Annotated in this window: 23 protein-coding genes; 6 read left to right on the forward strand and 17 right to left on the reverse strand. The window is 66.5% G+C overall.

Annotation, left to right across the window (positions count from 1 at the left end; all coding sequences use genetic code 11):
* Positions 1-70: 70 nt before the first annotated feature.
* From LDO27_RS06965 to LDO27_RS06995, 7 genes are all read right to left on the reverse strand, one after another.
* Entirely contained in the window at positions 71-1,270 is a 1,200-nt protein-coding gene (locus tag LDO27_RS06965) for an acyl-CoA dehydrogenase family protein (protein ID WP_224040575.1), read from the reverse strand.
* Positions 1,267-1,518 (reverse strand): acyl carrier protein, encoded by a 252-nt coding sequence (locus LDO27_RS06970; protein ID WP_222209088.1) that lies wholly within the window; start codon positions 1,516-1,518, stop codon positions 1,267-1,269. Before LDO27_RS06970 ends, LDO27_RS06965 begins: the two co-directional genes overlap by 4 nt.
* A gap of 140 nt (positions 1,519-1,658) precedes the next feature.
* Positions 1,659-3,065, reverse strand: coding sequence for an undecaprenyl-phosphate glucose phosphotransferase (locus LDO27_RS06975; RefSeq protein WP_222209086.1), 1,407 nt, complete (start codon positions 3,063-3,065; stop codon positions 1,659-1,661).
* 154 nt (positions 3,066-3,219) lie between these two features.
* Positions 3,220-3,915, reverse strand: coding sequence for a phosphatase PAP2 family protein (locus tag LDO27_RS06980; RefSeq protein ID WP_222209084.1), 696 nt, complete (start codon positions 3,913-3,915; stop codon positions 3,220-3,222).
* Between the two features lie 355 nt (positions 3,916-4,270).
* On the reverse strand, positions 4,271-4,606 hold the full coding sequence (locus LDO27_RS06985) for a hypothetical protein (RefSeq protein ID WP_224040577.1): 336 nt from the start codon (positions 4,604-4,606) through the stop codon (positions 4,271-4,273).
* 113 nt (positions 4,607-4,719) lie between these two features.
* Entirely contained in the window at positions 4,720-5,163 is a 444-nt protein-coding gene (locus LDO27_RS06990) for a DNA-binding response regulator (protein ID WP_224040578.1), read from the reverse strand.
* 235 nt (positions 5,164-5,398) lie between these two features.
* A complete protein-coding gene (locus tag LDO27_RS06995; protein WP_224040580.1) occupies positions 5,399-6,238 on the reverse strand; it encodes a helix-turn-helix transcriptional regulator in 840 nt (279 codons plus the stop codon).
* Positions 6,239-6,812: 574 nt separating this feature from the next.
* Here LDO27_RS06995 and LDO27_RS07000 point away from each other — a divergent pair.
* Positions 6,813-7,562 (forward strand): glucose 1-dehydrogenase, encoded by a 750-nt coding sequence (locus LDO27_RS07000; protein WP_224040582.1) that lies wholly within the window; start codon positions 6,813-6,815, stop codon positions 7,560-7,562.
* A 148-nt stretch (positions 7,563-7,710) separates the two neighbouring features.
* Entirely contained in the window at positions 7,711-9,291 is a 1,581-nt protein-coding gene (locus tag LDO27_RS07005; protein ID WP_224040584.1) for a site-specific integrase, read from the forward strand.
* Positions 9,292-9,363: 72 nt separating this feature from the next.
* Here LDO27_RS07005 and LDO27_RS07010 read toward each other — a convergent pair whose 3' ends face one another.
* Together LDO27_RS07010 and LDO27_RS07015 are read right to left on the reverse strand one after the other, a co-directional pair.
* Complete coding sequence (locus LDO27_RS07010) at positions 9,364-10,377, reverse strand: ParB/RepB/Spo0J family partition protein (protein ID WP_222209073.1); 1,014 nt, start codon at positions 10,375-10,377, stop codon at positions 9,364-9,366.
* Positions 10,378-10,382: 5 nt separating this feature from the next.
* Entirely contained in the window at positions 10,383-11,039 is a 657-nt protein-coding gene (locus tag LDO27_RS07015; protein WP_222209071.1) for a ParA family protein, read from the reverse strand.
* Between the two features lie 352 nt (positions 11,040-11,391).
* Between LDO27_RS07015 and LDO27_RS07020 the strand changes: the two genes are divergently transcribed.
* Entirely contained in the window at positions 11,392-11,595 is a 204-nt protein-coding gene (locus tag LDO27_RS07020; protein ID WP_006159056.1) for a cold-shock protein, read from the forward strand.
* A 127-nt stretch (positions 11,596-11,722) separates the two neighbouring features.
* Here LDO27_RS07020 and LDO27_RS07025 read toward each other — a convergent pair whose 3' ends face one another.
* Both LDO27_RS07025 and LDO27_RS07030 read right to left on the reverse strand, forming a co-directional pair.
* A complete protein-coding gene (locus LDO27_RS07025) occupies positions 11,723-12,820 on the reverse strand; it encodes a replication protein RepA (protein ID WP_222209069.1) in 1,098 nt (365 codons plus the stop codon).
* A gap of 1,566 nt (positions 12,821-14,386) precedes the next feature.
* A complete protein-coding gene (locus LDO27_RS07030) occupies positions 14,387-14,590 on the reverse strand; it encodes a cold-shock protein (RefSeq protein ID WP_006159057.1) in 204 nt (67 codons plus the stop codon).
* Between the two features lie 459 nt (positions 14,591-15,049).
* Here LDO27_RS07030 and LDO27_RS07035 point away from each other — a divergent pair, with 459 nt between their 5' ends.
* From LDO27_RS07035 to LDO27_RS07045, 3 genes are all read left to right on the forward strand, one after another.
* Entirely contained in the window at positions 15,050-16,345 is a 1,296-nt protein-coding gene (locus LDO27_RS07035; protein ID WP_377747311.1) for an NCS2 family permease, read from the forward strand.
* Positions 16,346-16,887: 542 nt separating this feature from the next.
* Complete coding sequence (locus tag LDO27_RS07040; RefSeq protein WP_224040586.1) at positions 16,888-17,349, forward strand: hypothetical protein; 462 nt, start codon at positions 16,888-16,890, stop codon at positions 17,347-17,349.
* Positions 17,350-17,474: 125 nt separating this feature from the next.
* Complete coding sequence (locus tag LDO27_RS07045; RefSeq protein WP_222209065.1) at positions 17,475-18,845, forward strand: sigma-54 dependent transcriptional regulator; 1,371 nt, start codon at positions 17,475-17,477, stop codon at positions 18,843-18,845.
* A gap of 26 nt (positions 18,846-18,871) precedes the next feature.
* On the opposite strand, the gene LDO27_RS07050 is transcribed toward LDO27_RS07045, so the two are convergent.
* The 6 genes from LDO27_RS07050 to LDO27_RS07075 all read right to left on the reverse strand — a co-directional run bounded on the left by LDO27_RS07050 (position 18,872) and on the right by LDO27_RS07075 (position 23,799).
* The gene (locus LDO27_RS07050) at positions 18,872-20,203 is read right to left on the reverse strand and encodes a transporter (RefSeq protein WP_224040588.1); all 1,332 of its coding nucleotides are present in this window, start codon (positions 20,201-20,203) and stop codon (positions 18,872-18,874) included.
* 93 nt (positions 20,204-20,296) lie between these two features.
* Entirely contained in the window at positions 20,297-21,061 is a 765-nt protein-coding gene (locus LDO27_RS07055; protein ID WP_224040590.1) for a hypothetical protein, read from the reverse strand.
* Position 21,062: 1 nt separating this feature from the next.
* Entirely contained in the window at positions 21,063-21,761 is a 699-nt protein-coding gene (locus LDO27_RS07060) for a C39 family peptidase (RefSeq protein WP_222209059.1), read from the reverse strand.
* 75 nt (positions 21,762-21,836) lie between these two features.
* Positions 21,837-22,628 carry a hypothetical protein gene (locus LDO27_RS07065; RefSeq protein WP_224040592.1) on the reverse strand — a complete coding sequence of 264 codons (792 nt, stop codon included), beginning with the start codon at positions 22,626-22,628 and terminating at the stop codon, positions 21,837-21,839.
* A 17-nt stretch (positions 22,629-22,645) separates the two neighbouring features.
* Positions 22,646-23,245 (reverse strand): hypothetical protein, encoded by a 600-nt coding sequence (locus LDO27_RS07070; RefSeq protein ID WP_222209054.1) that lies wholly within the window; start codon positions 23,243-23,245, stop codon positions 22,646-22,648.
* Complete coding sequence (locus tag LDO27_RS07075) at positions 23,242-23,799, reverse strand: hypothetical protein (RefSeq protein WP_224040594.1); 558 nt, start codon at positions 23,797-23,799, stop codon at positions 23,242-23,244. The genes LDO27_RS07070 and LDO27_RS07075 overlap by 4 nt, the downstream gene beginning before the upstream one ends.
* Between the last annotated feature and the right edge of the window lie 365 nt (positions 23,800-24,164).

Raw genomic sequence — 24,164 nt, forward strand, 5'->3', positions numbered from 1 at the left:
GCGGGCATGCGCGCGCAGCGCGCGTACCGTGCATGCCCGCGGGCTGCGGTCGGCCTTCATGCGGATCTCCTCAAATCGATCGTTCGGCCAGCAGCAGGCTGGCGGTGTTGCCCAGGATGCGGTCGTTGTTGATCATCAGCGGCCCGGACCACAGGTCGCGCAGATGGCGCCCCAGGCTGAAGGGGGTATCGCACTTGTAGCCGGCCATGCCGCAGATCAGCAACGCGGCGCGCACGGCCTCCAGCGCCAGCGTGGACACGCTCGTCTTCAGGCCGTTCATCTCGGCGGCGAGCGCGAACAACGCCGCCACCGACTGCGCGCCCGCGCGGCGGCGCCGGTGCGTGAGCGCCATGTCCAGCCTTGCCTCCATCATCTGCACGGTCGCGACCGCCTCGGCAAGGCGCGCGGCGGAGACCGGCATGATGTCGGGCCGTGCGCGCACCTGGCCCTGGAAATAGGCCTTGGCGCGCTGCACCGCATCGCCGGCGATGCCGATCCACAGCGCTGCCCACAGGATGTGCGAGACCGGCGTCATGGTGGCGTCGGCGATCTCGCCGAAGGGCACCGGCAGGATCTGCTCCTGGTCGCCGCGGGCCTCGATCCGGAAGCCATTGCTGCAGGTGCCGCGCATGCCCAGCGGGTTCCACTGGTCCAGCGCCTGCAGCAGCCGGTCCTGCCGCAGCACACAGATCAGCACCTGGTCCGACTGCGGGGCATCGGCATGGCGCCGCGCGGTGGCCAGGATGACGTCGGCCTGCTCGCCGTAGGAAATGGTGGGCGCGACCTTGCTCAGCTGGTAGTGGTCCCCCTGCAGCCGCACGGCGCAGCTGCTGCTGCGCAGCGCGCCGCCCAAGGCGTCTTCCGACGTGGCCGAGGCAAGCAGCAACTGCTCGGCCGCCACGCGCTCGAGCAGGCCCTCGTGCCAGGGGCTGCCCACGCCGTGCTCGATCAGGCAGGCCACCTGGATCTGGTGCATGGCGAACACCATGCCGGTCGAGGCGCACGCCGCGCCCAGCAGCCGCGAGATGGCCGCCACGATATCGAGCGAGGCACCGTCGCCGCCGAACTCGACCGGCACCATGGCCCCAAGCAGCCGGTGCTCGCGCAGGGCGGCGAGCGCGGCCTGCGGAAACGCCGCGTCGCGGTCGACTTGCTCGGCGTGCTCCGCCGCGATGGCGGCGACCTCGCGCGCCAGGTCGAGCAGGTGCCGGCCCGGTTCGGTCGACGCATGCGGCGGGATCAACTGGGACAGAAAGGTGGGGGCATTCATGCTGCCTCCTGTTGTCGGCGCAGCCGGCCCAGCGCGAACGCCAGCGAATCGATGCTGCAGAACAGGCGGCGCGAGAGCAGCCGGTCGGGTATTTCGATGTCCAGCGCGGTCTCGATGGCCAGCAGCACATGGACCGAGGTCAACGGGGAAAGCCCGGCTTCGTACAGATCGGCCTGGTCGTCCAGCGAGGCCACAGGGACGTCAAGCTTGCCGACGTCGGCCAGAATCCGGCGGATGATGTCTTTCATCTTGGCTTTCCTCCCCTTCGGGCGTGCGTTGCGCCCGGTGAGCCGGCATGGGCCGGCGGTCGTGGTGCGATGGCCGGCGATGCGCAACGTCGTCCGGTCCCGCCCTGGTGTCATTGCCCTTGTTGCGGTGCGGCCCTCGCTCAGAATGCCGCCTTTCCGGTCCAGCCTCGCAGCGCGGTGCTGGCGATGATGCGCAGGTCCAGTTCGAACGACCAGTTGCGGATGTAGTAGATGTCGTACTCGATGCGCGCGCGCATCTTCTCCACGGTATCGGTCTGGCCGCGCAGGCCGTTGATCTGGGCCCATCCCGTGATGCCCGGCTTGACCCGATGACGCAACATGTAGCGGTCGATCAGCTCCTTGTACATCTCGTTGTGTTCGAGCGCATGGGGGCGCGGGCCCACCACCGACATCTCGCCGCGCAGCACGTTGAGGAACTGCGGCAGCTCGTCCAGGCTCGTGCGCCGCAGGAAGGCGCCGATACGGGTCACGCGCGGATCGTTGCGCTTGGCCTGCGTCACCCCGTGGTCCTGGTGAACGACCATGGTGCGGAACTTGAACACGTCGAACGGCTTGCCGTCCATGCCGAGCCGGGCCTGGCGAAACAGCACCGGCCCGCGCGAGGAGAGCTTGACCAGCACCGCGATGACCAGCAGCAGCGGCGACATGCCCAGCAGCGCCGCGGCGGCGAAGGCCCGGTCGAAGCTCGCCTTGAGCATGCCGGTGATGCGCGAGTCCGGCGGACTGTTCAGGTCGATGACCGGAAGGCCCAGGAATTCGCTGAAGCGGTGGCCCAGCAGTTCGACCGACATCACGTCGGGCACCCAGCGGATATCCACCAACTCGTTGCGGAACTGGAACACGACGTCGGACAGATCGCGGCAGGCCGCCATCGGCAGCGTCAGCCAGATCTCGCTCACGCCGCGGCTGCGCACGAACGGCGAGATCTCGTCCATGCTGCGCAATACCGAGACGCCGGCCGGCAGCATCTCGTCGTCGCGCTCGCTGTAGATGCCGACCACGTGATAGCCGGCATCGCGCATCTGCTTCACGCGCTGGAACATCTCATGACCAAGCGGCCCGTAGCCAAGAATCAGCACGCGCTTGGCATTGATGCCCTGCTGCCGCACGTTGCCAAGCAGGCGGTACAGCAGCAGGCGCGTGCCGACCAGCGCGACGGCGACCGTGGCGAACCAGCTCATCGACCACAGCCGCGAGATGGCGCCCGACTGATGCATCAGGAAGGCGACCACGAGGCCCGCGACGCTGACCAGGCTCCATGCCGCGAACGTGCGCAGCGCGAGCGCGGCGCGGCTGCGTCCCCGCCAGGAACCGTACAGCCCGCACGCGGGGAAGACGAACAGCGCCGCGATGGTGGCGAAGGCCGTCAGGAAGGCATTGACGGGCGCCGCCTGCGCCAGCCCCTGCGGGAACCAGTATTCCCCCAGCAGAATGCCGCAGATGCCCACGATCGCACCGTCGATAAAGCGGTACATGTACTGCAGCGCGGCCTGCCGCTCGACCGCCATCGTGCTCATCGTTGCCATGGCCCTTCCCTCGTCCGGTCAACATCCTTGGTAGGAAAGGATCATTGCGCCCGGCAGGCGGAGGGTCTGTTGGTTGGGCCACACTGGCCCGCTGGCTTCGGCGTTCGCGCGCGGCGCCAGCCGCGCCGTGCGCGGGGAACGCAGGGAGACGGCGTCATGGCAGGCGCGCATGCGCGGCCGTGGCACGCTTGCCGCCGCCATCACCGACCATGACGCGCGCGGACAGCGCCGCCGCGTGCGCGCCGTCGCGGTACACGCGGCCGAAGGGCTTGTCCCTGGCCGAGAGGTAGACCGCAATCTGCTCGAGCCAGCGATGCGTGGGTGCGCTCGCGCCGCTGGCCGGCAGTCCCACCACGAAGGCAAGCACGAGCGCGACGGCGACAGGCGGCGTAGCGCGCCGCGCCCGTGCGTGGCTCAGCGCGATGCACCACACGCTGGCGCCCAGGCCCAGCGCGAGACCGCCTGCCACCTCGCTCGGCGAATGCACGCCCAGCACCAGGCGCGAGACGCTCACCGCCACGGCCAGCACCACGCCCGCGGCCGCCGCGGCAAGCGCGGTCCATGCGGGACGCTTCGGCGCGAGGCGATGCAGCACGACGGGAAGCACCGCCGCCGCCATCACGCTGTGCCCCGAAAACCCGGTGAAATCGACCGCGGGCAGGCCCACACCCCAGCCCATGTAGGCCAGCTTGGACAGCACGGTAAGTCCGGCGACGAGCCCGAACGCACACAGCCACTGGCGGGCGGCAGCCGTCTCGCGGCTGTGGCGCAGCCACGCGTACAGCATCACCGCGCAGGGCAGCAGCAGCGTGGTTTCTCCGAAGCGGCTCAGGAATTGCCAGTGCGACATAGAAGGATCGGCAAGGGTTGGTCTGGACTTACAGGAAGGGATATCGAAGGGATGCGGCCAGCGCGCTCGTTCACGGCGCGGGCACGTCGCGGTGCGCCGCCCGCGACGCTGCATTGGTCTTTTGGTTGATAGAAGCACCGGGGGCGTTTCGATATTGTCTGGCTGTGGCGCGCCTGGCGGAATCGGCGCGCCACTTTCGAAGCCCGCATGGTCCCCCGGTCGGCGGGCTTCCTTTTTCCACAACGCAAGCACCGGCATCGCGCGGAAGGCGGGCGGCCGTTCGCGGCGTGGAGCGCGACGTCGTTAAGTCGTCGCCGGCATTGTCGTTCGGCGGCACGCGCCCCGATGCACGCCTTCAGTCGCCGACCTTGCCGGCCAGCGGGACCGCCACGCCGCGTTGGACCGGATCGGCCGGATCAACCGGATCGACGACCACGCAGCATTCGCGGTGAATGCCCATCTGCGCCCGCACCGACTCCACCCGCCGGCGTGCCTCCGACTGACCCGCATCGCGCGCCGCCATGACCGCCGCCGCCTCCGAGGCGTGGCAGCACCCGTGGATCTCGCCGCGGAACAACAGCGGTTCACTGCGGGCCGTCGCCAGGCGGATTTCGAAACAGCATGTCCATTTTCCTTTCCCCTCGGGCACGGCGAAGCCGCGCACGACCAGGACATCGAAGCCGCCATCCATAGGACCCCCTGCACCACGCCCGTCGGCGGAACCTTCTCAGGCGGGATCCGCAACGCATAGGACGTACCCGGAGGATAGATGGCGCGCCCCGGGGCGCCCATCATCCGCTTGTCTTAGTTCGACAGGCTGCTGGAGGACGAGAGGGCCGGCGTGCGCAGACGCAGCGAGCGCAGCCGCGGGAAACACTGCCCGCCCGCGCTGACCAGCGCGATCGCCGCCGAGACGACATCGGGCGAGGCGGGAACGGGCAGGCAGCCGCTGGCGCCGAGCCGGGCCGCCTGGCCCGTCAGCTCCGCATCGCAGGACTCATCCATCAGCAGGCAGCGGCGCGGTGCAAGGCGCGCGTACAGCGTCTCGAGCAGCAGGCGCCTGTTAGCCTGGGCGCCGCTGCAATCGAGCAGCGCGAAAGACACGGGCTGTTTGGGCAGTTGGTCCGGCGCCGCGGTCAGCAGCCAGTCCGGGGTCTGCAGTACGACGGGACGAGTGCGAAGCCTGTTCAGCTGGCGCGAGAGGCGGCCTAGCAGCAGGGTGTTGTTGGCGAGCAGGAGGGTCGTCATCGACTCTGTTGGCGGCAGATAGGGGAGGACAGCGTCAAGGCGTCAAGCGGCCGAGGCTAGCAACAGGGTAGCAATCCGCGGCCCGGGCGCGCCTCGACCATTCGGATGAGGCGGGACGGCAGAAAGGATGAGAACGGCGGCCGGCACCTACGGGCGGTCCAGGCCAGCAAGGGCCGTCCGCAACATTGCGCGACTGCGACTGCGAATGCGGACCCCGGCGGGTCCGCATTCGCGCTCATGCCGCGCAGAACGCCAGCGAGGGCTCGAGCCGGATCGGCGTCGCGGCGGCAGGCGACGCCGGCACGGGCATCGTCGGGCCCGGCCAGTTCAGCTTGGCGCCGCGCCGCAGCGCTTCATAGACGGCCTCGCCCTTGTTGCGTACCTGCAGCCGCTGGTACAGCGTGCAGGCATGCGTCTTGGCGGTCGCCGCGGAGATATTGAGCGCGCGGCTGATGGTCTTGATCGGATAGCCGCGCGCGAGCAGGACCAGGACCTCGTATTGGCGCTCGGTGATATTGAGCATGTGCGCGCCGATCGAAGGCGTTTCGATTTCCGCGAGGTGCGGCTCGGCTTCCGGCAACTGCGCCGTGTGGGAAACAGGCGGCATGGCTTGCTGCGCCGCGGTGCCCTCATTGGCCACCGCGCAGGTCGCGGCCTCGATGGCCGCTACGGCGGCCGTGCCATGAGTCCAGGCAGGGAAGCATTCGCCGCCGGCGAGCACAAGCCGGATGGCGGCATCGAGAATGTCGGCGCTGCAAGCTTTGGACAGCAGGCCGCAGACAATGTCGGGCACCACGGCGTCGGCCATCGCCGGGTGCATGCCGTCGGCCAGGACCAGTACGCGCTGCGGCCGGAACCATTGGCACAACTGCTCCAGCGGTTGCCAACTGGTGTCGCCGTTCGTCGACAGACCGTAGATCAGCAGGTCCGCATTGGGCAGCCACGCGTCTTCGGCGCGGGCAATGGTGGTGGGGTCGATATCGATGATGTCCTCCGGCATCACCGAGTGCGCCAACAGATGGCGCAATCCCAGGCGCAGCAAGGGATGAGGCTCGATCAACAGGATGGTGGCCATGATGCTTCGTCTTCTTCTTGTTGCATCCGCGGGCCCTGCGACAACCCGCTCGTGCGAACGGACGGGCAACGCTATCCTGCGCTTACCTGTCCATACGATCCAGCCTTCCCCCGTCGCCGCGCCACCCTTCTGCCGTCTGTTGCGGCGTATGACCTGCTCGTGAAGTCCGCCCGAATCGCCCCGTTAGCGTGTACCACGCTTTAGATACATCTAAAGTCAGATATAAAACACATTCACTGGGGACCAGCATATGCACTGCACGTGCGGAAAGCAAGGCGCAGCATCAAAGCAATGGCGCGGTACGGAAATTTGACGTAGCCCCAGGCGCGGCGCGGCCTGGCGGCGCACCAAGGCGTTTTGCTGCGGCGCGGCATTTCGCCCCCCGCACTCCCCTCTCACGTGGGGTAGCGACGTACGGACGCCGGAACGCCCCGCCCGCCATTGTTAAGCCCGACTGAACAGTCCTGGCAGGCAGGGAGGCTTTATCCATCGCCCGGCGGCTTCCAGAATGGCTGGGAGGGGCACGCATTCCCGCGTTACGCCCCCGTCTTTCACGCTTTCCCTGGAGTCCTTCATGCAACGTCAAATCCAACGCCAGGTCGCCATCGTGACGGGCGCCTCCCGCGGCATCGGCGCCGGCATCGCACAACGCCTGGCCCGTGACGGCTACGCCGTCGTCGTCAACTATGCGGGCAACGCCGCCGAAGCGGGCAAGGTCGTGCAGGCCATCGAGGCCGCCGGCGGCGCCGCGATCGCGGTGCGCGGCGACGTGGCCAGCCCGGCGGATGTCAGCGCGCTGTTCGAGCGGGCCATCTCGACGTTCGGCCGCGTCGACGTGCTGGTCAACAATGCCGGCATCATGCCGCCGTCGCTGCCGATGCTGGCCGATACCGACGACGAGACGTTCGATCGCCTCTTCGCCGTGAACGTGAAAGGCACTTTCAATACGTTGCGCGAGGCAGCGCGCCGGATGGAATCGGGCGGCCGCATTGTGAACTTCTCGACCAGCGTGATCGGACTCGCCCTGCCCGGTTACGCGGTGTACGGCGCCACCAAGGGTGCCGTCGAGGTGCTCACCAACATCATGGCCAAGGAACTGCGCGGCCGGAACATCACCGTCAATGCCGTCGCGCCGGGACCGACCGCGACGGCGCTGTTCCTCGATGGCAAGACGCCGGAGACCGTGGAGCGCCTGGCCAAGGCCGCGCCGCTTGAGCGGCTGGGCGTGCCGGAAGACATCGCCGGGACGGTCGCTTTCCTCGTATCGCCCGATGCCGGGTGGATCAACGGGCAGACGTTGCGGGCCAATGGCGGCATCGTCTGAAGGATTCCGTGCGCCAGCAATCCCGTCCCGGCGTTCGGGATTGCGCCCCACTGGACACAAAAATAATTTACATTACACTTCGATGTGCAATTTGTGCCGGATGAGTTTTCACTTACGGGATTTTCGTTGCCAATCAATCACTTAGCATATGGCTGCCTCCTTCGAGCGCGATGACGCCGTCGCGGCCGGCAAGCTGACGCGGACCGAGTTCGCCGTCGTGCGGGCCTATGCGCAGGGCATGCGCGCGGTGGACATCGCCAACCGCTATCTGCTCGATCCCGACGAGGAAGACGACCTCACGGAGCATCAGGCGGTGCAGCGCATCCTGAAGCTTCGCGACCGCCTGGTGCAGTTCGCGCTGCAGAACGATCGCCCGGATATCGCGGCGATGTTCGACTCGCTGAAGGGGCGCTCCAACGTCGCGATGGATCGCCGGGTCGACGCCCTGTCGTCGCTGGAACGACTGGAGCCGGGCAAGCCGCTGCTGTCCCATGCCGTCTCGCTGTGGTTCGGCCCCAGCTTGTCACGCCGCCTCACGGGGGGCGGCATCGCGACCCTGGGCGATCTCGTGACGCTGGTCAACCGGCGCGGCGCGGCGTGGTGGCGGCGGATACCGCGGCTCGGGGCCAAGTCTGCGGGCGTGATCGTGCAGTGGCTGGTTGGGCATCGCCACGCACTCCGCGGTCCCGGAGGCGCAGAGGCGCTGGAGCCACACATCGTGATGGCCGTCTCACCTGTCGGGGCCTCCGCCCCGGGCCGAACAGCGCTCGCTGCCGGCTTGCGTGCGCCGGTGCCGCTGGAGCGCATGATCGCGGGTCCCGCCGGCACGGACGGCTTGGGCCTAGGACGGGATCTGGAACTGGTGCGAGCGTGGCTCGCCAGAAAGCCGGCCGGCAGCAACACCTGGATAAGCTACCGTCGCGAATGCGAGCGCTTGCTGCTTTGGGCCGCACAGCGCGGACGATCGCTGCGGACGCTGGGACGCGACGATGTGCGCGACTACGTCGCCTTTCTGGCGGACCCGCAGCCCGCGGCATTCTGGTGCGGACCGGCCAGCCCGCGCGACCGGGCGCATTGGCGCCCCTTCGAAGGGGGCCTTGGTGCCGCTTCGCGGGCGGCCGCGCTGCGGGTGGTCCGGGCGTTGTGCAAGAGTCTGGTCAAGGACGGCATCCTCGCCGCGGACCCGTGTGCGGACATCACCGTGGACGTTCGCCCGGCAGAGACCGGATCCGAGGTGGTTGCCAGCGGGGCCGGAAGCATCGCGCATTTCCGCCGGTGGCTTGCCCGCGTCGATCACGGCCCGCGCTGGCGCGCCGCGAATGCCGTGGTTCATCTGCTTGCCGACTGCGGCATGCGGCTGGGCGAGGTCGCCCACGCTCGCCATGAGGATCTGGCGCGGCACGGTGACCGATGGACGCTGTCGGTTCGCGCGAAGTCGGCGGCACGGATGTCGTTGACCGTCGGCGAGCCGGTCCTGGCTGCCCTGCGTGCCCACTGGGCGGACCGGGCGTTGCCGGCCGATCCGGCCACGGGCCCGTTGGTCGGCCCGGTCGATATGCCCCCGACCCGGCGCGCTCAGGCCAAGATGGCCTTGTGCGCCAATTCCGGCTATTCCCTGAGCGGGCTGGACCAATTGGTCCGGGCAGCCTGGCGGGAATTCGTCGAAGATCCTGAACACAGTGGATTCAAAGATTTCCGCTTCACCCCGGGCACGCTTGCGCGCGCCTGATCTGCCCTCGCGGTCCCGCCACGTGCGCTCTGCCTGACTCCCTGCGGGCCCGCCGAGGCTCAGTCGGGTACGTCAGATCAGCGTCTTGTCCAGTCCAAAGCGCGCCTTCAGCGCCTCGACCAGCGCCTCGCGTGCGTCGCGCTCGCCAAGCTGCACGTCCAGCACCACCCGTCCGGAATCCCATTCCTTGATGGTGCCAAGCAGCTCGCCGTCGCTTGTCCGGATCTTGTACTGCCGGCTGATCTCCTTGACCTTGCGCGACTTGCCTTCCTGCGCCTGCTTGCGGATCGCCTCGACCTCGCGGCTGGACAGACCATCGTTCATGACACGTAGCGCGAGCTCCCGCGTACGATCTTCGCCGGCCAGCTTGTAGTACAGCGTCAACTCGTAGCCCGTCGCGATGCCGATGGCGCTCGGGCGCTCGCGCATGGCGTTGAGCACCGACTCCGGCAGCTTGAGCAGGGCCAGCGTCTTGTTGACCGTGCCGGCCGACATTCCGGTCAGCTCGCAGATTTCCTCTTCCTTCTGTACCTTGCCCTCATCCAGCAGCTGACGCCAGGCGATGGCATTGTCCAACGCCGACTGGTCGGAGCGCTGCTCGTTCAGCAGGAAGGACAGCCGGTAAAAATCGAGATCGCTCAGGTCGCTCTCGATAAAGCATTCCATCTCGGTCTTGCCGGCGGACGCCAGCGCCCGCTTTCGGTAGTGACCGTCGATGAGAATGTAGTGCCCCGGACGCGAGGGATCTGGCGCCGCCAGACCTGGCGTTTTCTGGCCGTGCGTGGCGATGGAGGCGGCGCGCTCCTGCACCGTAGCCGGGTCATAGATCCGCCGCGCATTGAGCGGATTGTCGTGCAGTTGGGCCAGCGGGATCTTCTTCAGGACCCGGCCCTCTGCGGCCGCCTCGCCGCTTTCAGCGCTGAAAGACTCCGGTGCCTCTGCGCCCTTGGCCTTCAACAGGCCGTTCGGATGCTGGGCGATCGCCGCCTCGGCGCGGGCAAAGCGGTCCAGGGTCGCGTTCCGGGTCTTTTCGGCGGCCATGCCGGCAAGCATGCCAGCCCGGAGGTTATTTAGCTTCGTGGCCATAAAAATTACTCGATTAGAGACAGGACTTCATCGACCATGATGTCGACTTCCTGCACGGCCTCGCGCGCGCCAGGCACCCCGTGCACGGTGCACCCGATGGCCTGGCACTCTCGAAAGGCCGACCGGGAGCCGACCATCGAAGACATCAACGGGAAGTCGCCATCGTCGCCCAGGATCTCGATCGCCTGTCGAGCGATGGAGACACGGCGCTGGACCATATTGGCCATCACGCGAACTTTCAGCGTTTCGTTCTGCACCTGGGCATGGTGGGCCAGCGTCTTGGCGGCGACAGCCGCCCATAGATCGGGAGGCGACGGGACCACCGGAATGATGGCCAGATCGGAAATGAGCAGGGCGCTGGAGGGCGCAGCCGAGTGGACCGCTGGAGGGCAATCCACCACGATGTAATCGTAGTCCTGGACGAATTTACGGACTTCGCGGTGCATCGCCCCGCCAGAGGGCGCGAGACCGATGACCGACGCCGGGAAGGGCCGCTCGTCGCTCGCCTGGGCCGCCCATCTCGTGGCCGTTCCCTGTTCGTCCATGTCGACGAGCATGGCGCGCGCCCCACGCAGCCCCAACGTGCCGGCCAAGTGCATGCTGACCGTGGTCTTGCCACAGCCACCCTTTTGGTTGAAGACCGTAATGATTCGTGCAGGCACGTGACGTCTCTCTTTCAGCGCTGAAAGCGCGGGTTCGTTTCAGGGGAGACTTTAGACAATCCCCACCCCGGCATCAACCGTTTTCTAGAATTCAAGAAATATGTTGCTATGCGTCTTGCCACACAAAGCCGCTGGAAAGCCGCCTTGAAATGCGCCTGCAAAACGTCCTAAAGTTATGAAGTGCGATGTACGCCGCACATGACACGAATGAGCAAACTGGATATGATGCCCACTACAGTCGAGTCAAGTCGTGTCAACCTCGTCGGCTTCCGTTCGGTATCTACGAGAACTCAACGTGCTTGAACGGTTGTTTGCGTCGTGTACAAAGAACTTGCTTCGAAAGGAAACTCACATGGCAACCGGTACGGTCAAATGGTTCAACGAGACCAAGGGATTTGGCTTCATCACCCCGGACGATGGAGGCGCGGATCTGTTCGCCCACTTCTCCGAAATCCAGGGTTCGGGTTTTAAGACACTGAAGGACGGTCAGCGCGTGACGTTCGAAGTCAAGCAAGGTCCGAAGGGTCTGCAGGCCTCGGCGATCAAGCCTGCCTAACCCAATGCGTCATCCGTGCTGAGAACCACCATCGGTGGTTCTCGGCCAAAGAAAAAGGCAAGCCGTCACTGGCTTGCCTTTTTCTTTGGGAGTCGCCGGCAAACGCCTCCTGTACCCCAGCCGCGTATCAGGCTAGCTTGCGCACGCTGGTACGCGAAGGCTGCAGGATCAGGGCCTTAGACGAATCCGCATCGACCTTGGCATCCGGATACACGACCAGCACATCTTTCAGGGCCTTTCGGAACAACGCGCGGAACTTGCGCTCGCTTTCCGTTTCCGTACCGAACTGCATCTGCAAGGCCTCCCAGGGGATCTCCGTGCGCCGCTGGATGGTGAAGAACCGGTAGGTCAGCCAGGAATAGACGTCCAGCGCGAACGGCGACTGCTTGAGCGCCTTCAACGCCCGCATATCCACGGGCACGGGCCGGTTCACCAGCTCGTTGAAGAACGGCTCGGACAGCACCACGAAGCTCTCGAACATCGAGCCCTGGCCGGGTTGCATTGGGTCCCACCACGTAGACAGCTGATCGGCGAGCAGGTAACCCACGCGGTCGATCGACAGCGGCTCGTTATGGTTTGGATTCGGATTCTGGCTTGGCGTGGACTTGTTCTGCACGATGGCAATCGTCGCCGAAAACAGGCGGATCATCTGCTGGCGCACCAGCGTCATGGTCCCGCGCTTGCCTCCGGTCGCCATCGGAATGCCGAGGTTGTACATGAACTCGGACAGCGAGTTGCCCAGCGAGATGCGCCGGTCCTCCACCGTTCCGGTGAACTCGCCCCGCTTTTTCTTCGCCATGATCTCCTTGCCGATCCAGGCGAGCATCAGCCGCGGATAGGAACCGTACGGATACCCCAGCGAGACTGTCTCGGACACCAGTTTCTGGCGCCCATTGCTGGCACGCTCCGAGCGTTGCTGCGTGAAGTAGCCTGGCTGGATCATCAGCGAAATATTGCCGCTGGTGCGTGTCCACACCGGCGGCGCGCCCTTCGGAGCGCGATACGGCAGCGTTACCTGGACGCTGGCACGGCTCAGGAAGCCGACTTCGCCACTTTGCCACGCGTCCTCGCGCTCCATGGCCTGGGCTTCGTCGAACAGACGCTGGAATTTCTCGGACGGTACCAGCGGCACGTCGTTGCCAGGAACGATGATGCGCGAGGGCTCGCTGTCGATGCTGATGACATTGCGGCTTCCCTGCGTGGCCGGGGTGCGTTTGATAGGCATATGGGCTAGCTTCGAATTACCCGACTTTGTACTTGATGCCACCAGCCTTGTCACGCAGAAACAGGTACGTTCGCTTTTTCCGCCCTGGGTTGGTCGTGGTCTGTCTCTCGATTGCTGGTCGCATGCAGGGCGAGGGTGGGCAACCCGTTCAGGGTTGTCCACGTTCGCGCTGTCATCAGCTACAAGTAATACGTACCTTTACGGTTAACTACTTGTAAACCGTATACGGCGCCGCCAAGCCCTTGAACCGAAAGGGTAAACAGCGCCTTCGCGAACCCGAATCTGCGGCGGACCGTACTCGATTCTGCGCGACGCTGAACCCAATTCTGCGCAACCTCGAACCCGTTTCAGCGCGGGGGGCGAACCGGATTCTGCGGGGACAACTCTGCCCTTCCACAGCCTTATCCACAGTGCCGGGCAATGAAGCCGTACCCGTTTCTGCGCGCACGCTCGGCTAATTCTCCGAAAGCGGATCCGGCGCCATCCTTCTGGACGCCCATCACGCGCAGATTTGGGTACGGACGCCATAGGGGAGCGAAGCACCCGGGCATTGCGTACCCGTTTCTGCGCCGATTCCGCGTCGCTAGCGTACCCGATTCTGCGATGGCGTCGGTGCCCCGTGCGGACGCGGCGTGACCGTACCCATTTCTGCGCGTACCCGATTCTGCGAGTCGGCTACCACCCCTCCGGGGAACAGGGGTGCGTACCCGATTCTGCGTGCGGGCTCGATGCCCGCGCCGAGCGAAGCGTACCTACTTCTGCGGGCTGCAGTGCGAAGGTGATGCCCGCTCGTGCAACACTGAACAGCGTTTACAAACACTGCAGCGATGGCGAGCGCTCGCATACCTGGTTCCAGCTGCATCCTGCTGCGCCACACTCCGTACCCGTTTCTGCGCCAGCGAGAGAGCGGGTGGAAAGTCGGAATCGGAGCCCAAGGAAGGCGGGCGCCCCTACCCGTACCCAATTCTGCGTCGCTGCGAAAGGCGGCGACGCGGGACAAGCCGTACCCATTTCTGCGCAGGCGGGTCGCATATCGCCGCAGCGACGGGCTACGGAAATCAGCGTCGAGGGCACCCCTTTCCGTACCCGTTTCTGCGCCTGGTGAGATCCTTCCGGGCAGCGCCGCGGGCGTACCCGTTTCTGCGCTCAGGCGCATCGGACATGGAAAAGTTGTGAAATCGACGGTCGGATCAGGAAGCGAACCCGCTCTGGACGAGGAAGGCAGGGTGGCGAGGGCGTGATGCGTACCCGATTCTGCGGGCATGCCAACGGGGCTGAAGCCGGTCAAAGGAGGGAAAGCGTACCCGTTTCTGCGGAGATGATTTGCCGTCGGGCCGCGCCTTCAGCGCGACCGTACCCGTTTCTGCGCGCGCTGCGAAACGCGGATATCGCAGCCGGCAGCGCGTACCCGTTTCTGCGCATACGAGCGAGCCGTATCGGAAAGGTGCACGGGGCGTTGCATGGGGTCACGTTGGGCAACCGTGGAATTTGCCGCCCAAAAAGCAAAACCCCGCCGAAGGGCGGGGCTTTTACCGAGCCCGACACGAGGTCGGGAGGCCGGGAAGCTTACAGCGGGGTGATGTTCGCTGCTTGCAGACCCTTCGGGCCGTTCTTCACTTCGAACGACACGCGCTGGTTTTCTTGCAGCGACTTGAAGCCATCCGAGCGGATTTCCGAGAAGTGAGCGAACAGATCGTCACCACCTGCGTCCGGCTTGATGAAGCCAAAACCCTTTGCGTCATTGAACCACTTAACGATACCGGTTTGCATAGTATTGCATTTCCTAAAAAAATATAAAGAAACGGAAAGCGCACGCGCCCCCGAACAAAGCAACTCAAGGAAAGGACACCATGGACAACCGAAGTACCATGACGGTGGCTAACGAATGTGCTGTTGCCTCGTCGCTTGAATCTAGCGGGCTTTATACGGGTATTCGGAGCCAACGTCAAGTGAGCGCGGTCCGGTCGAGTGCTGGGGCCCGTTCGGTGCCAAGGGGATCATCATTGCTTTTGCATGAAGTGTATTTGCCCGTATCGCCGCAGGCGTTAACAAATCTGTAAGACATTACGCTTGCCCGCCTCGACCTGCGAGCCTGAGGCACGACGACGCCATGCGCGTTCGCGATAAAAGACGATACAGGAGACAACGATGTCGGTACCGGACCCCACTTCCGAATACGATGCCCGTGTTGACGTGAACACGGCCGCGACCATGCCGGCCAGGCAAACCATGCTCGAGCGAATATTCAAACTGAAGGAGCATCGGACCGACGTTCGCACCGAACTGCTCGCTGGCGTGACGACGTTCCTGACGATGGCCTACATCATCTTCGTCAATCCGACGATCCTTGGCGATGCCGGCATGCCGAAGGACGCGGTCTTCGTCGCCACCTGCGTGGCCGCGGCGCTTGGCACGCTCGTGATGGGCCTGTACGCGAACTATCCGATCGCGATGGCGCCGGGCATGGGCCTCAATGCGTATTTCGCCTACACCGTGGTCAAGGGAATGGGCTTGCCGTGGGAGGCCGCGCTTGGCGCGGTCTTTATTTCCGGCTGCCTGTTTCTGCTGGTAACGCTGTTTCGCGTGCGCGAGATGATCGTCAACGGCATCCCGCATTCGATTCGCGTGGCCATTACCGCCGGCATCGGCCTGTTCCTGGCCATCGTGGCGTTGAAGAACGCCGGCATCGTGGTGGCCAGCCCCGCGACGCTCGTGACGCTCGGCGACCTGCACCAGACCCCTGCCGTACTGGCCATCATCGGCTTCCTCGCCACGGTCGCGCTGGACCGGCTGAAGGTGAAGGGCGCGATCCTGATCGGCATCTTGCTCACGACCATCCTGAGCTTCGCGGTGGGCGGCAATACGTTCCACGGCATCGTCTCGGCGCCGCCCTCGATCGATCCCACGTTGTTCAAGCTGGACATCTCCGCGGCGCTGTCCGTGGGCATTCTCAACGTCGTACTGGTGTTCTTCCTGGTCGAGCTGTTCGATGCGACCGGTACGCTGATGGGCGTCGCCAACCGGGCGGGCCTGCTCAAGGCCGGCAAGATGGATCGCCTGAACAAGGCGCTGATGGCGGACAGCACCGCGATCATGGCGGGCTCCTTCCTCGGTACGTCTTCCACCACGGCATATATCGAAAGCGCATCCGGCGTGCAGGCAGGCGGCCGCACGGGCCTGACCGCCGTGACGGTCGCCGTGCTGTTCCTCGCCTGCCTCTTCATCGCACCGCTGGCCGGCACGGTGCCCGCCTATGCCACCGCCCCCGCGCTGCTCTACGTCTCCTGCCTGATGCTGCGGGAACTGGTCGAGATCGACTGGAACGACGTGACCGAGGTGGTCCCGGCCGTGATGACCGCGCTCGGCATGCCCTTCACCTATTCGGTCGCCAACGGCGTCGCCTTTGGCTTCATCACCTATGCGGGACTGAAGCTGCTGACCGGCCGCGCCAAGGATGTGCCCATCATGGTCTGGATCATCGCGGCGGTCTTTATCTTCAAGTTCTACTATCTGCCCGGGCATTGACCAGGCTCTGGCAAGCGACCACGTGAAAAGGGGCGGCTACGGCCGCCCTTTTTCGTTGCGTCCGGTCCCCCCGCGGGCGTACCCGTTTCTGCGTCGGGCGGGACTGCGAAAGCCGGACCTGCGTACCCGTTTCTGCGCGCCCGCCGACGGGGCGCCGAGGCGGAAGCGAGGTAAGCGTTTATTTACCAAGGGCGGCGTAGTGCCTGGCTTTGCGGGTTCCTACATAAGGATGAGATTGGTTGCAATCCTCGCATCGGGGGCTGGACAAAAGTGTCCAAATGCACTGAACTAGAGGCGTGGCATCTGAGGGGCGCTTCGAAGCGCCCCTTCTTGACTCCGGCGTTTCCGGAGCTGCGCCAATGGCGCCACATCACTAGATCGAAGCCGTCCGCGAAACGGGGCGCAATCGACCAGACCGTTAGACAGACGGCTTTCGCCACCACGAATAGAGCGTGCGAACCCACGTGCGCCATAAAAAAACTGAACGACGAGTGGTAGTAGCGAACAGTAGTGCCGGGGATGTTGTGCAACGGGGATGACTCATGTCTGTGGAAGAAATCCGCCGGCCCGCCATCGGGCCGATCAGCGAATCCGCCAACCTTTCCATCCATCGTGCGTGGCCGGCTCTGGGAGAAGCCGCGAGCGACACGTCCAGCCCGCAGGGCCGCAATGACACCATCGCAACCGCCGCGGCAGCCTTGCTGGAGCACGAAGCCGCCCTGCCGCCCGATGCGCACCGCGTGCTGGCGCGCCTGCTGCACAGCCACCACTGCCTGGAAGGAGAAGTGGCCAGGCTGCGCACGCTGCTGCAGGAATGGATTCTGAGTCAGCTCACGTACAAGGCGCTCTACTACCAGTACTCCGGCCAGTCCGTCGATGCACCGAGCGAGGACCGCATGCGCGAGAAGGAGCGCATGCGCCGGACCATCCGGGAGCAACTGCATTCAGGCGGCGACCGCTGCGCGGTGCTCGGTCGCCCATCGCGTTCCTCCAATCGACCGTAATGCCGGCGCCGCGCACGGGTCTTGACCCGCGGCCCGTCACGCCGCCGCGCAGTCAGCCGCCGACCCCTGGTACGGCAGCGCCTGCGCAACGGCACGTCGAGATGCCCAACGTTGGGGAGAACGTTATGGATCGCCTGTGCAAAGCGGCGCCACGAGCCGCGCAGGTCGTCGTGGTGTCGCGCCAGCCAAACTACGGCATCGATGCCGCCCGGATCGGTGGCGGATGGGATGTACGTCACGTCCAGCAGGTGCGCGAGCTCGCGCGCGTGCTGCGCAACAGCCCGCCGATGGCCGGTGTGATCGATCTGGAGTCCGACTACACGGACGCCGATCTGGCGCACCTGGAACAGAGCCTGCAATACCTGCACGTCATGTGGGTCGCCATCACGACCGCCGAGAAGCTCGAGGACGAGCGAATCCGCCGGCTGATCCGCGACTACTGCGTCGATTACGTGCGCACGCCCTACACCGACAGCGAACTGCTCTACACGCTCAAGCACGCGCATGGCATGGCAAGCCTGCATAGCGCGCGTGCCCACGAGATGGCGAACCACGGCCCCATGATCGGCGAATGCGCCGCGATGCGCGCCATGTTCCGCTCGCTGACCAAGGTGGCGCACAACGATGCGCCGGTGTTTATCTCGGGGGAATCGGGCACCGGCAAGGAGCTGGCCGCGCAGGCCATCCACGAGGCATCGAACCGGCGCAAGGGGCCGTTCGTCGCCATCAATTGCGGCGCCATTCCCTCGCACCTGGTGCAGTCCGAGCTGTTCGGCTACGAGAAGGGTGCCTTCACCGGCGCCAACCAGCGCAAGATCGGCTGGATCGAGCAGGCCCAGGGCGGCACGCTGTTCCTGGACGAGATCGGCGACCTGCCGCTCGAGAGCCAGGTGGCCCTGCTGCGTTTCCTGCAACAGGGCATGATCACGCGGCTGGGCGGCCACCAGTCGATACCGCTGGACCTGCGCATCATCTCCGCGACGCACGTCGACCTGATCGCGGCGCAGGCGGAAGGGCGCTTCCGCGCGGACCTGTTCCACCGCCTGTGCGTGCTCACGCTCACCATCCCGCCACTGCGCGAGCGTGGCGAGGACATCCTGCTGCTGGCCAATGCCGTGCTCGCCAACCACGGGCACGAGGCGCACCGGCGCATCCGTGGCTTCTCGCCCTGCGCCACGCAGGCGATGATGCAATACGGTTGGCCGGGCAACGTGCGCGAGCTGATCAACCGGGTCCGGCGCGCCATCGTGATGACCGACAACCGCAAGCTCACCGCAGAGGATCTGCAGTTGGCCGGCGGCAGCGATACCCCGCGCAAGACGCTCGACGCGATTCGCGAGGAGGCGGAGCGCGAGGCGATCCGCACGGTCATGGCCAGCCATGGCTTCCATGTCGTGCCCGCCGCGCGCGAGCTGAACGTGTCCCGCGTGACGCTCTACCGGCTGATGCACAAGCACAATATTCGCGTGGAGAGCCACTCCAGCCAGATCGAATAGGTGGGGGGGCCGGCGCGCCACGTGCGTCAGAACGTATAGGGAAAACGCAGCGCCACGGTGTAGTTCGGCGCGTCCGGGGTGAGGCCGATGCCGACCGACGTGCTGATCGACAGGCCCTTGCCCAACACGTGGTTGAAGCCGAAGGTCATGGTGGCGACATTGGTACGGCTGCCCACCACGGTCTGCGTGGCCCCGCCCGAGGTGACCTCGGTGCTGCCGGAGAACGCGGCGTTGAAAGCGAGGGACATCGAGGTGCGGTCATTCAGCGCGAGCGCCAGTCCGCCCCCTACGCCGATGGTGTCGCCCAGCTTCACGTCCGCGGGCGTGACCTGTCCCTGCACCGAGGAAATATCGTCCACCGAGCGCTTGATGTTGTAGGTGTAGCTCGCGTTGGCGAACAGCACGACCGGGTCGTAGGTCTTGAGCACCGACAGCCCCGCCGTGACGGCCCACACGCCGTTGCCGGTGGGCAACTGCTCGGCGATATTCAGGTTGTCGTTGTGCGGGTCGGCGGCGATCAGTTTGATGCCGAACGGCTTGCGTCCCGTGGGCGCGCGCACGCGCACGCTGCCAACCACGTCCGGGGTGGAAGCGGACTCGCGCACCAGCTGGTAGTAGAGCCCCATGCTGATGTCTCCCAGCGCCGTGGTGCGCAGGCTGGCGTCCGACAGCGCCGATGCGGAGCCACCCGCCCCGCCGGAGATGAAATTGGTATTGCGGTAGATGAGCGGCAGGTCCACATCCATCGAAAGCCGGTCGGTCAGACCATAGCGTCCGATCACGTCGTATGTGAGGGTGTGGGACTTGGTCTGGTCCAGATTGATGGTGCCCAGGAAGATGGCATCGAGCGCCAGAAACCCCGACAGCGACAACGCGCGCCGATCGTAGTAGCTGTAGATCAGCCCCATATCCAGCGTGAAGCGGCGCTCGAACAGCGGCGCGTGCTCGGCCTGGTACACCAGATCGGTGCTCTGCACGCGCGCCTGCCGCTGGGTATCGCGCGCGTCGGTGCCGACCGCCGGCGGCGGACGGCTCGCCGCATTGTCTCCGGTCCGGTCCTGCGGCTGGACCTGTGCCATCCGATCCGGCTGCGCTATTGCCGGCAGGCCGGCGGCGCCCTTGTCCGCGCCGCCGGCTCCGACACCGCTCCCCGTTCCCACGACGACCCCGCGACCGCGCGCGCCGAGGCTTTCCAGCTCGGTCACGCGCTTCTCGAGTGCCTTGATGGTGCGGTCCTGCCGTTCGACCAGCTCGATCAGTTGCTCGACCCTCGCGTCCTGTGGCGGTACCTGGGCGTGCGCCCCGGTCCCGGCCAGGGCGCCCGCGAGGGCACCGGCCAGCGCTAACTCGGTCTTCATCGTCCCCCCCGGGATTCGAATGGCGCGAGCGGGCACGCCGCCCTGGCGATGCGCGACGGGCGCCGCGGCGGCGCCTTTTCCTTGTCTCTCCTCTCAGCGCCGCATGCTGGCGATTGCGCTCAGGGCGTCGCGCATGCCGCCCTGACTCAGTTGCCGGATGCTCAACTGCTGAACGTGCAACGTGATACTGGTCTGGTTCAATACGTGCTGCGCATCGCCGGTGATGCGCGCGACCTGTATCAGTCCGCCGGCCTGCGCGCGCTGGATGGCCTGGCCGGCCGGCGATTCGATCGCCAGCTCGACCCCGCCGGCGGGCCCGATGCCGGCGCTGGCGGTCATGCCATTGCCTTGCGCGACCTGCGGCGCGGGACTGTGTGCAACGACGGCGGGTGGTGGCGCCGTGGTCGCCGCGATCGTGCCGGCATTGCCGGCGGTATTGCCATCGCCCGCGATCTGCGCGACCTGGCCCACGCCGTCGACACGCATCTGCGAGCTCGCAGCGCCGCCGTTGCCGGTCACCGGCGCATTTCCCAGCGCCTCCACGCGAGCGGAAAGATTCGCGGAGACCTGCGCCATCGCGCGGTCCACCGCGAGCCCCGCGGCGCTCACGCTGGCCGCCGCCGTGGCAATGGCCCTGTCGTTCTGCCAGCGCGACATCATTTCCACCATGAAGCCGCTGACGAGGCTGGCGCCGAGAAACTTCCCGCGGGCAAGCGCCAGTTCCTCGTCGGGCACCAGTTCGGCATGCACCGGGAGCACATCGTCATCGACCCGCGTGTCGGCGCGGGCCCAGCCCAACGTCCAGGCCTGGGCGATGGCAAGACAGGCCACGCATGCCATGCGGATCCGGAGGTCCATGTCAGAACAAGTCCATTCGCTGGAGGCCGAAGTCCAGCGCGGCGGGCACCATGCCGGCCGCGACCGCGGCGTTCGAGCGATCGCGCAGCGCCGGGGTGGCGATGTCGAGCAGGGGCGAGGCCGGATCGAAGGGACGCCCGACGATGGCGAATACCAGGCCGTTCCAGTTGGCCGCGAATTCCTCCTCGGGAACGATGCGGTTGCCCAGCGCCGGATCGGCGACGAATACGCGGCCGGCGATGGCCTTGCGTACCACCACGAAATGCAGATAGCCGTTGACATCGAGCAGCGCGATCACCGGGATCCGCAGTTGCCGCAGCGCGGTGTAGTCGACGCGAAAGCCCCTGCCGCGCAGGCCCAGTGTCTCGACGTAGTTGCGCATGTCGAGCATCGAGAAGCCATGGCGGGCCACGATGTCCGGGTCCGCCACGCGTAGCATGTCTTCCACGATGCGCGGTTCGCTCAGCGCGATGCCGTAGCCATAGCGCAGCAGCGTGCCGACGGCCGCGGCGCCGCAGCTGAAATCGAGTTGCTGGCGCATGACGTTCTGGTAGCGCATCTCCAGCATGCTGCGCACCGGCTTTCTGAGCATGGCCTGGCCGTCCAGGTTCAACGTCATGCCCGTCTGCGCATGGCCGGCCGTGGCGGCGCAAAGCGCGGCCGCGAGGCACGCCGCCACGGCATGCACGTTCGCGCTCATGCGGGCACCCCCGAGCGGGCCCATGCCGCGCCGCGGCGCGGGCGATGGCGCCAGCGTCCGCACTGGGCGCGGCGCTCAGCGTGCCGAGTTGGAGATGGCCAGGCCATTGCTCTGCGCATTGCCTACCCCCGCGCCGATATTGATGCCGATATTGCCGCGCGCGCCGGCCAGCGAGAAGCCGTTCATCACGGCGTTGTTGACCGGCACGCAGCCGCAATCGGGCAGGCCATTGCCCGAGGTGGACTGTTCGCTGATGGCGGCGGCCCTGGCCGCGACGCCGACCGGACCGCGGCCCGTGCCACCGGTGTTGACCGACGCCGCCAGCCCGTTGCCCTGCAGATTGCCGGCGCCGGCCGCGATATTGACGCCGACGTTGCCCGTGGCGCCCTGCAGCATCGCGTCGCCCATCGCCGCATGGTTGCCGGTGAAGATGCCGGCCAGGGTGGTGGTGTTGCCGGTGGTGTCCTGTCGCGACAGCACCTGTGCGGAGGCGAACACCGCGTGCGCGTCGATGGTGGCCAACGCAGCCTGGTTGGTCTGCCCATTGCCCGCGCCGGCCGCGAGGTTGACGCCGATATTGCCCTGCGCGCCGAACAGCGCCGCGTTGCCGCCGATCGCGCTGTTCAGGCCGGCGCCGATGGCGTTGTCCTGCGCCTGCTGGTCGCTCTCGACCGTGGCGCCTGACTGCGACTGGAACTCGATCCACCCCGCGGCAAGCCCGAAGCCCTTGACGTAGATATCGTTGCTGATCGCGCCCGGCTGCGAGATCTCGGCATCGTCCATGCGGCTGAGGTGACCGAAGCTGGTTGCCAGCGTGCCGGTGGAGAAGGTGGCGATGGCCGCCAGGGCCAGTATTTTCGCTTTCATGGAGGTCTCCTTCCTTCTCAGAACGCCGTGCCGGCGGGGGGACGCAGCACGAATACGTTGAACGACGCGTTGCCCGAGCCGGCCGCCTGATTGAGCTGGACCACGCCTGACACATCGCGATAGGCGCGCGGGTCGACCGTGGCCTCGCGCCGGCCGGGCCGCGAGGCCGGCAACTGGCTGGCGCCGCCGTGTGCCGCCGCGGTGGCCAGCAGGCCGTCGGACGCCAGTTCCACCGTGGCCACGGCCCCGGGCGCGATCGCCACCGCATTGGCTTGCAGGTTGCCGTTGCCGCTGGCGAGGTTGGCGCCCAGCAGGCCGCTGGCGCCGGTGAAGACGCCCTGGCCGATATGGCTGGCCGCGTCGTGCGCGGGCGCGACCGCACCGGCGTGCTGCGAGACCCGGGCAGCCGCCGTGCCCGATGGCGCCAGCGCGGCCTGGTTGCTCTGGGCGTTGCCGCTGCCCGCGGCCGCGTTGACGGCGGCGCGGCCGGCGACACCCTGCAGCGCGAAGTCGCCGATGCCGCTCGCCATCTCGCCGTATTGGCCGAGACATGGCGAGCACGCCATGGCCAGGCCGAGGGACAGCGCGGCGGCCGGGCCGTCGCGACGGGCGCTCACGGCGTTGCTCCCGCACCGGCCGCCAGTGGGGCCAGCGAACGCATCAGCGCACCGGTCATCGCGCCCGTCGCCTGGGTGACATGCGACGCCACGCCGGTGGTCACCGCGCCGGCACTGGCGGGGCTCGCGGGCAGTGCTTCGTGCCGCGCCGGCGCGGCCGGCGGTGCGGCGCCGGCGGTCAGGGCGGGATGCGATTGGAGTGGGGCGGGGCGCGGGCGGCTGACGGCACCGGCCAGATCGCCATCCGTCACGCTGTTCACCACCGCATCGACGTTGTGTCCGAACCGTTCGGCGGGGAACGGCTGCACGGCCACGCTTACCGGCATGTCCTCCGGCGGAACGCCACGATAGGCGACGCGCGGCTCGACGCTTCGCAGAATGACGATATCGCTGGATTGCGCGAATGCGGGAAGGGCAGCAAGGGTGGCGACAACAGCTGCGAAACCGATGGCGCCGGACCTGCCAGCCGATGCAGGCGCCGTCGTGCCGTCATTCGCGCAGGCGGACGACGCATGGCTCACCTCACTCGCGCGTTGTGCAATTCGTCGCGTCATTTTTATGGTCTCCCTGCGCCCGGTGCAGCGTAAAGCGTGCCAGTCGCCGCCAGCCCTTATCCCATGCGGCTTTCGCGAAAAGAGAGGAACTTTAGGAATGCGTCAGATACGGTTGCGCGACCATTCTGTTGCGGTGCTGAAACCTCTGTCGTGTTGTACCGGCTTCGCGTGGGGAGCGTGCCCGGACGGGCGGGCCATGCAAGCCAATAGCGGAAGGCGGGAATGGGCCGAGGGCCCGCGCCGCCCGCAACGTTGCAGGCATGTTACCGGCGCGATGCAACCGTCGCCCGGTGTCGCGCAAACGACGGTGCGTGGCGCGGCCGGACGGTACAGCAGGGTGGTAGAGCGAAGCGGCAGGGACGGAG

It is taken from the genome of Cupriavidus respiraculi (genome assembly GCF_914271545.1).
In the GTDB taxonomy this organism is placed as follows: domain Bacteria; phylum Pseudomonadota; class Gammaproteobacteria; order Burkholderiales; family Burkholderiaceae; genus Cupriavidus; species Cupriavidus respiraculi.

What these genes read in the sequence shown, in the direction of transcription:
- LDO27_RS07055 (WP_224040590.1), bottom strand. Translation starts at nt 21,061, where the DNA reads ATGGACCTCCGGATCCGCATGGCATGCGTGGCCTGTCTTGCCATCGCC.
- LDO27_RS07075 (WP_224040594.1), bottom strand. Translation starts at nt 23,799, where the DNA reads ATGACGCGACGAATTGCACAACGCGCGAGTGAGGTGAGCCATGCGTCG.
- LDO27_RS06975 (WP_222209086.1), bottom strand. Translation starts at nt 3,065, where the DNA reads ATGGCAACGATGAGCACGATGGCGGTCGAGCGGCAGGCCGCGCTGCAG.
- LDO27_RS07020 (WP_006159056.1), top strand. Translation starts at nt 11,392, where the DNA reads ATGGCAACCGGTACGGTCAAATGGTTCAACGAGACCAAGGGATTTGGC.
- LDO27_RS07065 (WP_224040592.1), bottom strand. Translation starts at nt 22,628, where the DNA reads ATGAAAGCGAAAATACTGGCCCTGGCGGCCATCGCCACCTTCTCCACC.
- LDO27_RS07050 (WP_224040588.1), bottom strand. Translation starts at nt 20,203, where the DNA reads ATGAAGACCGAGTTAGCGCTGGCCGGTGCCCTCGCGGGCGCCCTGGCC.
- LDO27_RS07025 (WP_222209069.1), bottom strand. Translation starts at nt 12,820, where the DNA reads ATGCCTATCAAACGCACCCCGGCCACGCAGGGAAGCCGCAATGTCATC.
- LDO27_RS06990 (WP_224040578.1), bottom strand. Translation starts at nt 5,163, where the DNA reads ATGACGACCCTCCTGCTCGCCAACAACACCCTGCTGCTAGGCCGCCTC.
- LDO27_RS06970 (WP_222209088.1), bottom strand. Translation starts at nt 1,518, where the DNA reads ATGAAAGACATCATCCGCCGGATTCTGGCCGACGTCGGCAAGCTTGAC.
- LDO27_RS06985 (WP_224040577.1), bottom strand. Translation starts at nt 4,606, where the DNA reads ATGGATGGCGGCTTCGATGTCCTGGTCGTGCGCGGCTTCGCCGTGCCC.
- LDO27_RS07010 (WP_222209073.1), bottom strand. Translation starts at nt 10,377, where the DNA reads ATGGCCACGAAGCTAAATAACCTCCGGGCTGGCATGCTTGCCGGCATG.
- LDO27_RS07060 (WP_222209059.1), bottom strand. Translation starts at nt 21,761, where the DNA reads ATGAGCGCGAACGTGCATGCCGTGGCGGCGTGCCTCGCGGCCGCGCTT.
- LDO27_RS07040 (WP_224040586.1), top strand. Translation starts at nt 16,888, where the DNA reads ATGTCTGTGGAAGAAATCCGCCGGCCCGCCATCGGGCCGATCAGCGAA.
- LDO27_RS07030 (WP_006159057.1), bottom strand. Translation starts at nt 14,590, where the DNA reads ATGCAAACCGGTATCGTTAAGTGGTTCAATGACGCAAAGGGTTTTGGC.
- LDO27_RS07035 (WP_377747311.1), top strand. Translation starts at nt 15,050, where the DNA reads ATGCTCGAGCGAATATTCAAACTGAAGGAGCATCGGACCGACGTTCGC.
- LDO27_RS07000 (WP_224040582.1), top strand. Translation starts at nt 6,813, where the DNA reads ATGCAACGTCAAATCCAACGCCAGGTCGCCATCGTGACGGGCGCCTCC.
- LDO27_RS07045 (WP_222209065.1), top strand. Translation starts at nt 17,475, where the DNA reads ATGGATCGCCTGTGCAAAGCGGCGCCACGAGCCGCGCAGGTCGTCGTG.
- LDO27_RS06965 (WP_224040575.1), bottom strand. Translation starts at nt 1,270, where the DNA reads ATGAATGCCCCCACCTTTCTGTCCCAGTTGATCCCGCCGCATGCGTCG.
- LDO27_RS06995 (WP_224040580.1), bottom strand. Translation starts at nt 6,238, where the DNA reads ATGGCCACCATCCTGTTGATCGAGCCTCATCCCTTGCTGCGCCTGGGA.
- LDO27_RS06980 (WP_222209084.1), bottom strand. Translation starts at nt 3,915, where the DNA reads ATGTCGCACTGGCAATTCCTGAGCCGCTTCGGAGAAACCACGCTGCTG.
- LDO27_RS07005 (WP_224040584.1), top strand. Translation starts at nt 7,711, where the DNA reads ATGGCTGCCTCCTTCGAGCGCGATGACGCCGTCGCGGCCGGCAAGCTG.